Source organism: Streptomyces sp. NPDC091272, assembly GCF_044757485.1.
Taxonomy (GTDB): Bacteria; Actinomycetota; Actinomycetes; order Streptomycetales; family Streptomycetaceae; genus Streptomyces.
The window spans coordinates 16,177-28,696 of the sequence record NZ_JBIVVC010000001.1 but is presented as its reverse complement, the minus strand read 5'-3'; the positions used below and the strand labels follow the sequence as shown (position 1 = coordinate 28,696).

At 72.9% G+C, this 12,520-nt stretch carries 10 protein-coding genes; 3 read left to right on the top strand and 7 right to left on the bottom strand.

What is annotated here, in order from left to right; all coding sequences use genetic code 11:
* Positions 1–9: 9 nt before the first annotated feature.
* Positions 10–885 (bottom strand): helix-turn-helix domain-containing protein, encoded by an 876-nt coding sequence (locus ACIQM4_RS00090; protein ID WP_401583738.1) that lies wholly within the window; start codon positions 883–885, stop codon positions 10–12.
* Between the two features lie 91 nt (positions 886–976).
* On the opposite strand from ACIQM4_RS00090, the gene ACIQM4_RS00085 reads away from it, so the two are divergent.
* The 3 genes from ACIQM4_RS00085 to ACIQM4_RS00075 all read left to right on the top strand — a co-directional run bounded on the left by ACIQM4_RS00085 (position 977) and on the right by ACIQM4_RS00075 (position 7,981).
* Positions 977–5,710: a DEAD/DEAH box helicase gene (locus ACIQM4_RS00085; protein WP_401583735.1), complete on the top strand. Its 4,734-nt coding sequence runs from the start codon at positions 977–979 to the stop codon at positions 5,708–5,710.
* 436 nt (positions 5,711–6,146) lie between these two features.
* Positions 6,147–6,992, top strand: a complete 846-nt coding sequence (locus ACIQM4_RS00080; RefSeq protein WP_401583733.1) for an Fpg/Nei family DNA glycosylase — start codon at positions 6,147–6,149, stop codon at positions 6,990–6,992.
* Between the two features lie 32 nt (positions 6,993–7,024).
* Entirely contained in the window at positions 7,025–7,981 is a 957-nt protein-coding gene (locus ACIQM4_RS00075; RefSeq protein ID WP_401583730.1) for an SDR family NAD(P)-dependent oxidoreductase, read from the top strand.
* On the opposite strand, the gene ACIQM4_RS00070 is transcribed toward ACIQM4_RS00075, so the two are convergent.
* The 6 genes from ACIQM4_RS00070 to rimO all read right to left on the bottom strand — a co-directional run bounded on the left by ACIQM4_RS00070 (position 7,929) and on the right by rimO (position 12,424).
* Positions 7,929–8,309, bottom strand: coding sequence for a hypothetical protein (locus tag ACIQM4_RS00070; protein WP_401583727.1), 381 nt, complete (start codon positions 8,307–8,309; stop codon positions 7,929–7,931). The genes ACIQM4_RS00075 and ACIQM4_RS00070 overlap by 53 nt on opposite strands.
* 145 nt (positions 8,310–8,454) lie before the next feature.
* A complete protein-coding gene (locus tag ACIQM4_RS00065) occupies positions 8,455–8,928 on the bottom strand; it encodes a Dps family protein (protein WP_401583725.1) in 474 nt (157 codons plus the stop codon).
* Positions 8,929–9,119: 191 nt separating this feature from the next.
* Positions 9,120–9,515: a helix-turn-helix domain-containing protein gene (locus ACIQM4_RS00060; protein WP_401583722.1), complete on the bottom strand. Its 396-nt coding sequence runs from the start codon at positions 9,513–9,515 to the stop codon at positions 9,120–9,122.
* Between the two features lie 109 nt (positions 9,516–9,624).
* Positions 9,625–10,161, bottom strand: coding sequence for a CinA family protein (locus tag ACIQM4_RS00055; RefSeq protein WP_401585966.1), 537 nt, complete (start codon positions 10,159–10,161; stop codon positions 9,625–9,627).
* Between the two features lie 92 nt (positions 10,162–10,253).
* Positions 10,254–10,913: a CDP-diacylglycerol--glycerol-3-phosphate 3-phosphatidyltransferase gene (gene pgsA / locus ACIQM4_RS00050; RefSeq protein WP_401583719.1), complete on the bottom strand. Its 660-nt coding sequence runs from the start codon at positions 10,911–10,913 to the stop codon at positions 10,254–10,256.
* Positions 10,910–12,424, bottom strand: a complete 1,515-nt coding sequence (gene rimO / locus ACIQM4_RS00045; protein ID WP_401583716.1) for a 30S ribosomal protein S12 methylthiotransferase RimO — start codon at positions 12,422–12,424, stop codon at positions 10,910–10,912. Before rimO ends, pgsA begins: the two co-directional genes overlap by 4 nt.
* Positions 12,425–12,520: the final 96 nt, after the last annotated feature.

The window sequence follows — 12,520 nt, the reverse complement described above, 5'->3', positions numbered from 1 at the left end:
CCGGGGACGCTACGAGGGAGCCGCGCCATCCGTCTTGTACGTTCTTGCACGCTCGCGGCGGTACGCCCCCGGCGGCACCCCGACGATGCGGGTGAAGTGCCGGTTGAGGTGGGGCTGGTCGGTGAAGCCGACCGCCAGGGCTGCTTCGGCGGGGGTCGTCCCGGCGTTCAGGAGGTGCTGGGCGCGGCGCACGCGCGCGTTGGTGAGCCAGGTGTGCGGGGGCATCCCGTAGGCCGCCTTGAAGGCGCGCAGCAGCGAGAAGGGGCTGCTGCCCAGTTCGTGGGCGAGGCTCTCCAGCGACGGTGGCTGCGTCATCCGGTCGGCCAGGATCTCCTTGGCGAGCGCCGCGGACCTGGGAGCGGCGGCGAGGGCCCCGCGCGCGGGCAGCGAGTGGCCGTGGCGCCGCAGCATCCGGGCGATGGCGATGCGGAACACAGTGTCCGCGGCGAGCGCGTTGCCCGCCTCGGCGGCGAGGTGGACCTCGTGGATGAGCGCCGCGGTGTCGGGGTCGTGGATGATCGTCTCGGCGAATCCGGCGGTGCCGCGCAGCGTGGTGGCCTCGGCCGCGACGTCGGCAACCAGCTGCTTCGACGGGTAGAGGGTGGCGTACGACCAGCCCTCGGGCACTCCGGCGCGGGCCGCGTGCGGCACCTCGGGGTTGATCATGACGACGCTGCCGGGCACCGCGCTGATGGTGCCGTCGGGCATGCGGACGTCCTCGATGCCACGGCGCACGGCGCCGAGGACGAACCCCTCGTGGCTGTGGCGCGGGAAGGAGTGCCGGACGTACCTGGCCCGCAGCAGGTCGAGGCCCGGGACACCGGCGTAGTGCCAGTGCCGCGCCCACTCGTCCGGCCGTTCGGTGGCCGTCGATCGCTGCTCCATACGCCCATTCTGCGCCTGCCCGCCAGGCCGCTGACCTGCGTGTCCACCGTGCGGACCGGGCATTGTCAGTGGTGGGGTGCACGATGGGGCCATGGTGAGGAACGCGCTCGAATCGTTCTCCCCCGCGACCAGCAGCTGGTTCACGGGGGCCTTCCGTAAGCCCACGGCGGCCCAGGAGGGCGCCTGGCGTGCCATCGGCGAGGGATCGGACGTGCTGGTCGTCGCCCCGACCGGCTCGGGCAAGACGCTCGCCGCGTTCCTGGCCTCGCTCGACAGCCTCGCGTCCACGCCTCCGCCGGCGGACGCGAAGAAGCGCTGCCGGGTGCTGTACATCTCACCGCTGAAGGCCCTCGCCGTCGACGTCGAGCGCAACCTCCGCAGCCCGCTGACCGGGATCCGTCAGGAGTCCGTGCGGCTGGGGCTGCCCGAGCCCGACATCCGGGTGGGTATCCGCTCGGGCGACACCCCGCCCGCCGAGCGGCGGTCGATCGCGACCAAGCCGCCGGACATCCTGATCACCACCCCCGAGTCGCTCTTCCTGATGCTCACCTCCTCCGCACGTGACGCCCTGGAGGGCGTGGAGACGGTGATCCTGGACGAGGTGCACGCGGTGGCGGGCACCAAGCGCGGGGCGCACCTCGCGCTGTCGCTGGAGCGGCTGGACGAGTTGCTGCCCCGGCCGGCCCGCCGGATCGGCCTGTCCGCGACGGTCCGACCGGTCGACGAGGTGGCCCGCTTCCTGTCCCCGCAGCGCCGGGTCGAGATCGTCCAGCCGCCGTCCGGCAAGGTCTTCGACCTGTCGGTGGTCGTTCCCGTGGAGGACATGGGCGAGCTGGGCGGCGCCCCGGCAAAGGACGACGACCAGGGCGACAAGCCGTCGATCTGGCCGCAGGTGGAGGAGCGGATCGCCGACCTCGTCCAGGCCCACCGTTCGACGATCGTCTTCGTCAACTCCCGCCGCCTCGCCGAGCGCCTCTGCAACCGGCTGAACGAGATCGCGTACGAGAGAGCGACCGGCGAGTCCCTCCCCGAGGGCGGGTCCCCCGCCGAGCTGATGGGGCAGGCGGGGGCCGCCCAGGGCGCCCCGCCGCTGCTGGCCCGCGCCCACCACGGCTCCGTCTCCAAGGAGCAGCGCGCGCTCGTCGAGGAGGACCTGAAGGCGGGCCGGCTGCCGGCCGTCGTCGCCACCTCCAGCCTCGAACTGGGCATCGACATGGGCGCGGTGGACCTGGTGATCCAGGTCGAGTCACCCCCGTCCGTCGCCTCCGGCCTGCAGCGGGTGGGCCGGGCCGGCCACCAGGTCGGCGCGGTCTCGACCGGAGTGGTCTTCCCCAAGTACCGGGGCGACCTGGTCCAGGCTGCCGTGGTCACCGAACGGATGCGCAGCGGCTCCATCGAGTCGCTGCGCATTCCCGCCAACCCCCTCGACGTCCTGGCCCAGCAGCTCGTGGCGGTGGTCGCCATGGACACCTGGCAGGCCGACGACCTCCTCGCGCTCGCCCGTCGCGCGGCTCCCTTCGCCTCCTTGCCCGAGTCGGCGTTCACCGCCGTCCTGGACATGCTCGCCGGACGTTATCCGTCCGACGCCTTCGCCGAGCTGCGCCCGCGCGTCGTCTGGGACCGCATCGCCGGTACGGTCACTGGCCGGCCGGGAGCGCAGCGGCTCGCCGTCACCTCGGGCGGCACCATCCCCGACCGCGGCCTCTTCGGTGTCTTCCTGGCCGGGTCCGACCCGAAGAAGGGCGGCGGCCGGGTCGGCGAGCTCGACGAGGAGATGGTCTACGAGTCCCGCGCGGGCGACGTCTTCACCCTCGGCACGACGTCCTGGCGCATCGAGGACATCACCCGCGACCGGGTCCTGGTCTCCCCGGCCCCCGGCGTGCCGGGCCGGCTCCCCTTCTGGAAGGGCGACCAGCTGGGCCGCCCGCTCGAACTGGGCCGGGCGCTCGGCGCTTTCCTCCGGGAGATCGGCGCGCTCCCCCCGGACCAGGCCCGCGCCCGGCTGGGCGCCGCCGGCCTGGACGACTGGGCCACCGACAACGTCCTGTCCTACCTCGACGAGCAGCGCCGCGCGGCGGGCCATGTCCCGGACGACCGCACGATCGTCGTCGAGCGGTTCCGCGACGAGCTGGGCGACTGGCGGGTCGTCGTCCACTCCCCCTTCGGCGCGCAGGTGCACGCCCCGTGGGCGCTGGCGCTCGGCGCCCGGCTCTCCGAGAAGTACGGCATGGACGCCCAGGTGATGCACGCCGACGACGGCATCGTGCTGCGGCTGCCGGACGCGGACCTGATGGGGCTCGACCTGATGGGCCTGGATCCGCTCGACGACGATCCGCAGAAGCCGCCCGCGCCGGTCGCCCCGCTCGGCCCGCTCGGCACGGAGTACGACAGCGACCAGGCTCCGATCGGCGCCGCGGACACCCTCTTCGACAAGGGCGAGGTCGCACAGATCGTCACCGACCAGGTCGGCGGCTCCGCCCTGTTCGCCGCCCGGTTCCGGGAATGCGCGGCCCGCGCCCTGCTGCTGCCGCGCCGCACCCCCGGCAAGCGCACCCCGCTGTGGCAACAACGCCAGCGCGCCTCCCAGCTCCTCCAGGTGGCCAGCGAGTTCGGCTCCTTCCCGATCGTCCTCGAAGCGGTCCGCGAATGCCTCCAGGACGTCTTCGACGTGCCCGGCCTCACCGAGCTGATGGGCGACATCGAGGCCCGCCGCGTCCGGCTCGTCGAGGTCACCACTCCCGAGCCGTCCCCCTTCGCCCGCTCGCTCCTCTTCGGTTACGTCGCGCAGTTCCTGTACGAGGGCGACTCGCCCCTCGCGGAGCGGCGCGCCGCAGCGCTGTCCCTGGACTCCCGCCTACTCGCCGAGCTGCTCGGCCAGGCGGAGCTGCGCGAGCTGCTCGACCCGGAAGTCCTGACCCAGCTGGAGCAGGAACTCCAGTGGCTCACCGAGGACCGGCGCATCAAGGACATCGAGGGCGTCGCCGACCTGCTGCGTGTCCTGGGCCCGCTCACCGGGGCCGAGCTGACGGAGCGCGGGGCGGACCCCGCCTGGCCCGCCCAGCTGGCCGAGGCCCGCCGAGTCATCCAGGTCCGCGTCGGAGGGGCGGACCACTGGGCCGCGATCGAGGACGCGGGCCGCCTGCGTGACGCGCTCGGCACCGCGCTCCCGGTGGGCGTCCCCGAGGCGTTCACCGAACCCGTCAAGGACCCTCTCGGCGACCTCCTCGCCCGGTTCGCGCGTACGCACGGCCCCTTCACCTCCACCGCCGCCGCCAACCGCTTCGGTCTCGGCATCGCGGTCACGGACGGCGCGCTGCACCGCCTGGCCGCGGGCGGCCGGGTCGTCCAGGGCGAGTTCCACCCCTCCGGCATCGGCCAGGAGTGGTGCGACGCCACGGTCCTGCGCCGGTTGCGCAGGCGCTCGCTGGCCGCGCTGCGCCAGGAGCTCGAACCGGTGGCCCCCGCCGCCCTCGCGACCTTCCTCCCCCAGTGGCAGCACTACGGCAGCAACGGCCTGCGCGGCATCGACGGCCTGGTCCGCGCCGTGGAACAGCTCCAGGGCGCGGCCGTCCCGGCCTCCGCCCTGGAAAAGCTCGTCCTCCCCTCCCGCGTCACGGGCTACACGCCGGCACTGCTCGACGAACTCACCACCACCGGCGAGGTGTTGTGGGCCGGTGCGGGCGCCCTGCCCGGCAAGGACGGCTGGGTCTCCCTCCACCTGGCCGACACCGCCCCCCTCCTTCTCCCGCCGCCGCACCCCCTCGAACTCTCCGCGCTCCACGAGTCCGTCCTCACCTCCCTGTCCGGCGGCTACGGCCTGTTCTTCCGCCAGATCGCCGACCAGGTGCGCGCCACCACGCATCCCGGCGCCTCCGACCCCCAGCTGGCCGACGCCCTCTGGGACCTGGCCTGGTCCGGCCGGCTCACCAACGACACCGTCGCGCCGCTGCGGGCCGTCCTGGGTTCGGGGCGTACGGCCGGCGCCACCGCACACCGCTCGAAACGCTCGGTGCCGCGCGGCCGGTACGGCTCGCTGACCGGCGCGTCCCGTCCCGTCTCCCGCACCGGCCCGCCCACGGTCGCCGGCCGCTGGTCGCTGCTCCCTGCGCCCGAACCGGACCCCACCCACCGCGCCCATGCCCTGGCGCGCAGCCTCCTCGACCGGCACGGCGTCGTCACCCGGGGCGCGGTCGCCGCCGAAGGGGTGGAGGGCGGCTTCTCCGCGATCTACCGCATCCTCGCCGCGTTCGAGGACAGCGGGCAGGCCCGGCGGGGGTACGTCGTCGAAGGTCTGGGTGCCGCCCAGTTCGCGATGGACGGGGCGGTCGACCGGCTCCGTGCGGCGGCCACGGCCCGTGACCGCGCCGAGGGCGACGCGCCGAACCGTGCCGTCGTCCTGGCCGCCGCCGACCCCGCCAACGCGTACGGCGCGGCCCTCCCCTGGCCCGAGCCACCTGCCGGTGTCAGCCACAAGCCGGGCCGCAAGGCCGGTTCCCTGGTCGTCCTGGTCGACGGCGAACTGACCCTCTACATGGAGCGCGGCGGCAAGACCATCCTGGCCTGGCCGTCCCACCACGGCCCACCGGGCTCCGCGGACGCCGAGAGCGGCGCGGCCTCACCGACCGCCGTGGATCCCTCGGAAGGCCCGGACGACCGGCTGCGCGCCGCAGCCGACGCCCTCACCGCGTCGGCACGCGCCGGAGCCCTCGGCACGGTCACCGTCGAGCGCATCAACAACTCCCCCGCCCTCACCTCCCCCCTGGGCCGCACCCTGGAGTCCGCAGGCTTCCACGCCACCCCCAAAGGCCTCCGCATGCGCCCCTGAACCCCTCCTCCCACGCCCCGCCCCCCCGGACGCGCTCCCTCACCCCGCACCCCCGGACGCGCTCCCTCACCCCGCACCCGCGCCCGCGGACTGTCCTCCCACACCCCCGCGCCCGCGGACTGTCGTCCCACGCCCCCGCTCTCCCGAAGTCCAACACCGCGCCCCGCCCCCGCACTCCCGGACTCGCGCCCACGGCCCCGCGCCTCCGCTGGCGCGGGATTCACCTCCCGCGCCTCCGTGCTCCCCCGCCCCCGTACTCCCGAAGTCGCACGCCGCGCCCCCCGCCCCCGTGCCCCCGAAGCCACACGCCCCCCGCACCTCCAGACTTCCCTCCCGCACCCCAGCACCCCAGCACCCCCGCACCCCAGCACCCCCGCTCCCCCCTCCCGCCGCCCCGGACCCCCCTCTCGCGCCCCCGTTGCCCCATCATGGGCACATGCCCGAAGGAGACACCGTCCTGCACGCGGCCCACCGGCTGCACGCCGCGCTCGCCGGCCGCGCCCTGACCCACGCCGACCTGCGTGTCCCCCGCTTCGCCACGGCCGACCTGGCCGGCCGCACGGTCCTCGACGTCACCTCGCGCGGCAAGCACCTCCTGACCCGGATCGAGGGCGGACTCACCCTGCACTCGCACCTCCGCATGGACGGTTCGTGGAGGATCTTCGCCCCCGGCGAGCCCTGGCGCGGCGGGCCCTCCCACCAGATCCGCGCGGTCCTCCAGAACGCCGAGGCCACAGCCGTCGGCTACCGTCTGCCCGTCCTCGAACTCCTCCGTACCGCGGACGAGGCCGACGCCGTCGGCCACCTGGGACCGGACCTGCTCTCCCCCGCCTGGGGCGCCGAACTCCAGGACCAGGCCGTGGCCAACCTCCTCGCCGCCCCCGAGCGCCCGCTCGGCGAAGCCCTCCTCGACCAGCGCAATCTCGCCGGTATCGGCAACGTCTACAAGTCCGAGCTGTGCTTCCTCGCCCGCGTCACCCCCTGGTCCCCGGTCGGCGTCCTCGACGCGCAGCTGCTCGCCCGCCTGGTCGCCACCTCCCACCGCCTTCTCGACGCGAACACGGAACGCCCCGACCGCCGCACGACCACCCTCGCGCACACCTCCACCGCCGGCCGCCCCACCCGCACCACCCGCGCTCCCGACCGCCTCTACGTGTACGGGCGCGAGGCCCGGCCCTGTCTCCGCTGCGCGACACCGGTCCGCAAGGCCGACCAGGGCGACGGTTCCCGCGAGCGCCCGACCTACTGGTGCCCGAACTGCCAGACCGGTCCCACTAATTGACGCCTCGTCAGTTCTGCTCGTACGGTCGCCACATGGCTCTTTCGGTACGACTCCCGGCGTACGACCTCACCGGCCGCACCGCGTTCGTCACCGGCGCCGCGAGCGGCATCGGCCGCGCCTGCGCCGAACTGCTCGCCGAAGCGGGCGCCACGGTTCACTGCGCGGACCGTGACGAGCCGGGCCTGGCCGAGACCGCCCGGCGGATCGCGAAGACGGGTGGCGCGGTGACAAGCCACACCCTCGACGTGACGGACCGCTCCCGCCTGCGGGAGGCGATCACGTCCGCCGGCCGCCTCGACATCCTCGTCGCCTCGGCGGGGATCATGCATTCGAGCAGCGTCCTGGACACCACGGACGAGGATCTCGACCGGGTCCTCGCCGTCAACTTCAAGGGAGTGCTGCACACCTGCCAGGAAGCGGCCCGCACGATGCTCGCCACCGCCGCAGGCACAGCAACCGGCCCCGAAACCGGCACGGGCACCGCGACCGGCCCCGAAACTGGCACGGGCACCGCGACCGACCCCGAGACCGGCACGGGCACCTCCACCGACCCCAGCACCGTCACCGACACCGACACCGGAACCGGCTCACCCCAAGGTGACGCACACGGAAAAGCTCCCAGGCCTGCCGGCAGCATCGTCACCGTCGCCTCGGGCGCCGTCGACTCCGCCGGCGCCGGTCTGCTCTGCTACAGCGCCTCCAAGGCCGCCGTCGTCCAGCTGACGAAGACCCTGGCGACAGAGATGGGCCCGCACGGCATCCGCGTCAACGCGGTCGCCCCCGGCTGGATCCGCACCCCGATGACCGATCGCCACGACGCCTCGTTGCAGCACAGCGCAGAAGCCGTGATGCGCCGGATCACCCCGCTCGGCCGCGTCGGCGAACCCGAGGACGTGGCCCATGCCGTGCTGCACCTCGTCTCCGATGCCGCCGCCTTCACCACCGGCCAGATCCTCCGCCCCAACGGCGGCGTCGCCATGCCGTGGTGAGCAGCCCCCGCAGCCGAGGCCCCGCTCCGGCAGCACCCGCCACCCACGGACCGGAAACATCCGCCGCTTCCGCTTGAGGCCCACGCCGGGCGCCCCTCGCCGCACCTCGCGTCCGCACCGGGGCCCGGGCCACGTGCACCGGCAGCAGACTCAGCCCCCACCCCCCGGCCGCCACGGTTCCCTCCACCAGCCCCGCACTCTCGGGCACCAGCAGCAACCGCAGTACCGCCCACCACCACGCCCCGCCGAGCACCAGCCCCAGCGCCCCCAGCAGCAGCACAGGACGCCCGCGCGGTTCACGGCCTGCCCAGAACTCGCGCCGTGTCATCGCTGCCTCCTCGGGCCGACGCTAGACGCGGGCCTTCTCGTACGGCAGGGCGCACCGGAGGCGCCGGGAGCGCGCAGAGCACTCATCGCGCACCCGGCGCACACCCTGCCCCGCTGGGCTCACGGCCCGGCCCACCGCCGCACACCTACGCGGCGCTCTCCGCCTGGAACATCCACGCGTGCTTCTCCAGGTCGGCCGTCAGCCCGATGATCAGATCCTGGGTCACCGGGTCCGGCTCACCGGTGACCTCGATGCGCTGACGCATCCCGACGATGACCGCGCCGAGCGCGTCCACCAGGGTCCGTACCGCGTCGGTGTCCTTGATCCAGCCCGTCGGTGTCTCCTTGATGGCGCTCGACGCGGAGACCGTACCGGCCCGGCCGTCCGGGTTGATGCCGAGTGCGGACGCCCGTTCGGCGACCGAGTCGGAGTGCAGCCGCGCCGAGGCCACCACGTCGTCGAGCTGGAGGTGTACGGAACGGAAACGCGGTCCCACCACGTTCCAGTGGACCTGCTTGGCGACCAGCGACAGGTCGACCAGGTCCACCAGGGCGCCCTGCAGCGCCTCGCCGACCACCTTGAGGTCGGCCTCGGGCAGGGTGCTCTTCACGACAGACATGGAGTGTCCTCCTCAGACATCACAAAATCCTGCATCAGCACCCCCAACCCTGCCACAACCGATCCAAAACGGTCATTCAGGGTACAAAAACGACCGAAGCCCCCGCCGACCCGAAGAACGGGATCGGCCGGGGCTCCGGCCAAGCACACTGCGCAGGGCACTCACGCACCGCTGCGCGCGCTGTTCGTCCGCTAGGCGGCGACGACGTCCACCGCTTCCGCGGGGGCCTTGATCGTCACTCGCTCGGTCGGCACACCGGACACACCGGTCACCGACGTCACGGAGATCGAATTGAGCATGGGTCGTACTGGCGCACGTACCGGCGTCTCGCCGGCCGCAGCCGACGCAGCCAGTTCTGCCAGGGAGAGTTCGTCGCTCACTTCCCGCATGAGCTCGGACATCCGTACATCAAGCGCGTCGCAGATAGCGGAAAGCAGCTCGGAGGATGCCTCCTTCTGCCCCCGCTCCACCTCGGAGAGATAGCCGAGCGAAACCCGGGCGGACGAGGAGACTTCGCGCAGAGTACGGCCCTGGCGCTGGCGCTGCCGACGCAGCACGTCACCCAACAGGCGACGGAGCAGAATCATCGGTGGCTCCCTCCTCGGACCGCGTAGCCGCATCCTTCACGCCCCACCGTACCGCTTCGCGGTGCGGCCGTGCGGGGAGCGATGTCGTGTTCACTCTGGGCTGCAAACATCAAGTTCCCCCGTCGTGTTCCGTATCCTGTGCCCGCTCATTTTCGAGCGGTTCACCGGGCGGCTTCCCGACGGGCCCCTCGGCGGGCTCCGCCAGTTCACCTGCGAGCAGCTCAAAAACTCTCCGCACACTCTCTCTACGAATGTCCGAACGGCTGCCGTTCAACCACAGTGCTGCGACTTTCCCGGTTCCGTGGGGTCCTGCGACCGCCACGAAAACGGTGCCGACAGCCTGCCCGTCCTGGGGCTCGGGCCCCGCGACGCCGGTCGTGGAGATCCCCCAGTCGGCCCCGAGCACCCGCCGCACACCCTCCGCCATCTGCCGTGCGACCCCGGCGTCCACCGCGCCACGCTCCCGCAGGAGCTCCGGCGCGACACCGAGGACGTCCCGCTTCAGTTCGGTCGCGTACGCGGTCACGGACCCGCGGAACACCTTGGAGGCCCCTGGCACACCCGTGAGCTCCCCCGCCACCAGGCCACCGGTCAGCGACTCCGCGACGGCGAGCGTCTCGCCGCGCCCGCCGAGCACCCCCAGCACCCGGGCCGCGAGCTCCGCGCCCGTACCCGGAGAAGAACCCGTACCCGAAGAAGTACCTGCAACAGAAGAAGAACCCGCCGAGGGCGCCGAAGTCACCGAGCCGCCCGCTCCGCCGCCAGCCCCGCCCGCCGCAGCATGACGGCCTGCCGTACGTAGTCCAGACCGGTCAGCACGGTCAGCAGCACGGCCACGGCCATCACCCACCACCGGAAGGTGGCGAGCGGTCCGGTCAGCACCAGCACGTACATGCCGACCGCCGTGCCCTGCGCGAGCGTCTTCATCTTGCCGCCGCGACTGGCCGGGATCACCCCGTGTCTGATCACCCAGAACCGCATCAGCGTGATCCCGAGCTCGCGGAAGAGGATCACCCCGGTCACCCACCAGGGCAGATCGCCGAGGCTCGACAGACAGATCAGCCCCGCGGCCATGATCGCCTTGTCCGCGATCGGGTCGGCGATCTTCCCGAAGTCCGTGACCAGGTTGTACGTACGGGCCAGATGCCCGTCGAAGACGTCCGTGATCATGGCGACCGCGAACGCCGCCCAGGCCCATGCCCGCCAGATCGGGTCGTACCCGCCGTCGGCCAGCAGCAGCATCACGAAACCCGGCACGAGGACCAGCCGCAGCATCGTCAGGATGTTGGCGATGTTCCACAGACTGACCTGGCTCACGGCCCCAGCTCCCAGCTTTCCGCCGGTCACCGGCGTCGTCCTGCCGGTACCGCCCGCCGCGGACGCCGGGATTCCGCTCATCTGGCCGCCTCCTCAGGGACCTCGCTCGTGCCGCCGGCCCCGTCGCCGGCACCGGGCAGCGGCTCGGCGACGAGGTCCACGCCCTCGGTACCGACCACCTTTGCCACGACCATACGACCGGGCGTCAAGCCGTGGCCGGTCGTGAAGACCACCTGGCCGTCCGTCTCCGGTGCCTGGTGCGCGGCCCGGCCGGTCGCCGGCTCGTCCTCGTCGTCGGGGTTCACCGTCTCGACGAGCACTTCCAGCGTCTCACCGAGCCGCTCCTCCGCCCGCTGTGCGGTCAGCTCCTCCGCGAGCCGGGAGATGTGCGCGAGCCGGGCGGCGATCGTGTCCTCGTCCAGCTTCTTCTCGTAGGTCAGCGCCTCGGTGCCCTCCTCGTCCGAGTAGCCGAAGACCCCGATGGCGTCCAGTCGCGCGCCGGTGAGGAATCGCTCCAGCTCCGCGAAGTTCTCCTCGCTCTCGCCGGGGAAGCCCACGATGAAGTTGGAGCGCACACCCGCCTGCGGCGCCTTGCCCCGGATGGTCTCCAGCAGGCCCCAGAACTGCTCGGTGGACCCGAAGCGGCGCATCGCACGCAGCACGCCGGGGGCCGAGTGCTGGAAGGACAGGTCGAAGTACGGCGCGACCTTCGGCGTCGACGTCAGTACGTCGATGAGACCGGGCCGCATCTCGGCGGGCTGGAGGTAGCTGACGCGCACCCGCTCGATGCCGTCGACCTCGGCCAGCTCGGGCAGCAGGGTCTCCAGGAGCCGGATGTCACCGAGGTCCTTGCCGTACGAGGTGTTGTTCTCGGAGACCAGCATGACCTCCTTGACGCCCTGCTCGGCCAGCCAGCGCGTCTCCTGGAGCACATCACTGGGGCGCCGCGAGATGAAGGAGCCGCGGAAGGACGGGATGGCGCAGAACGAGCAGCGCCGGTCGCAGCCGGACGCCAGCTTGACCGAGGCGACCGGGCTGCTGCCCAGCCGGCGGCGGAGCGGCGCGCGCGGACCCGACACGGGCGCGACGCCCTCGGGCAGGTCGGCGGGGGCCGGGGCGGCCTCCTGCGCGTGACCGGGCAGCGAGACCTCGGCGGACTGGCGCTCGGCGGGGCTGATCGGCAGCAGCTTGCGACGGTCGCGCGGGGTGTGCGCCTCGACGCTGCCGCCCGCGAGGATCGTCCGCAGGCGGTCCGAGATGTCGGCGTAGTCGTCGAAACCGAGCACACCGTCTGCTTCCGGCAGTGCCTCGGCGAGGTCCTTGCCGTACCGCTCGGCCATGCAGCCCACGGCGACGACGGCCTGGGTCCTGCCGTGGTCCTTCAGGTCGTTGGCTTCGAGCAGGGCGTCGACGGAGTCCTTCTTGGCGGCCTCGACGAATCCGCAGGTGTTGACGACTGCGACGTCCGCGTCCGAGGCGTCCTCGACGAGGTCCCAGCCGTCCGCTGCCAAGCGGCCTGCCAGCTCCTCCGAGTCCACCTCGTTACGGGCGCAGCCAAGAGTGACAAGGGCGACGGTACGGCGTTCGGGCATGGACTCAAGACTACTTTGTCCCGGCGCGCACCCGCCCCGCGAGGGGCAGGGCGGGAACCACTGACCGGCCCACCCCTTCCGACCTGCGACGACACC

Bases quoted from the DNA above. Each gene is read 5' to 3' on its own strand.
- ACIQM4_RS00090 (WP_401583738.1), bottom strand. From the start codon at position 885: ATGGAGCAGCGATCGACGGCCACCGAACGGCCGGACGAGTGGGCGCGG.
- ACIQM4_RS00085 (WP_401583735.1), top strand. From the start codon at position 977: ATGGTGAGGAACGCGCTCGAATCGTTCTCCCCCGCGACCAGCAGCTGG.
- ACIQM4_RS00080 (WP_401583733.1), top strand. From the start codon at position 6,147: ATGCCCGAAGGAGACACCGTCCTGCACGCGGCCCACCGGCTGCACGCC.
- ACIQM4_RS00075 (WP_401583730.1), top strand. From the start codon at position 7,025: ATGGCTCTTTCGGTACGACTCCCGGCGTACGACCTCACCGGCCGCACC.
- ACIQM4_RS00070 (WP_401583727.1), bottom strand. From the start codon at position 8,309: ATGACACGGCGCGAGTTCTGGGCAGGCCGTGAACCGCGCGGGCGTCCT.
- ACIQM4_RS00065 (WP_401583725.1), bottom strand. From the start codon at position 8,928: ATGTCTGTCGTGAAGAGCACCCTGCCCGAGGCCGACCTCAAGGTGGTC.
- ACIQM4_RS00060 (WP_401583722.1), bottom strand. From the start codon at position 9,515: ATGATTCTGCTCCGTCGCCTGTTGGGTGACGTGCTGCGTCGGCAGCGC.
- pgsA (WP_401583719.1), bottom strand. From the start codon at position 10,913: ATGAGCGGAATCCCGGCGTCCGCGGCGGGCGGTACCGGCAGGACGACG.
- rimO (WP_401583716.1), bottom strand. From the start codon at position 12,424: ATGCCCGAACGCCGTACCGTCGCCCTTGTCACTCTTGGCTGCGCCCGT.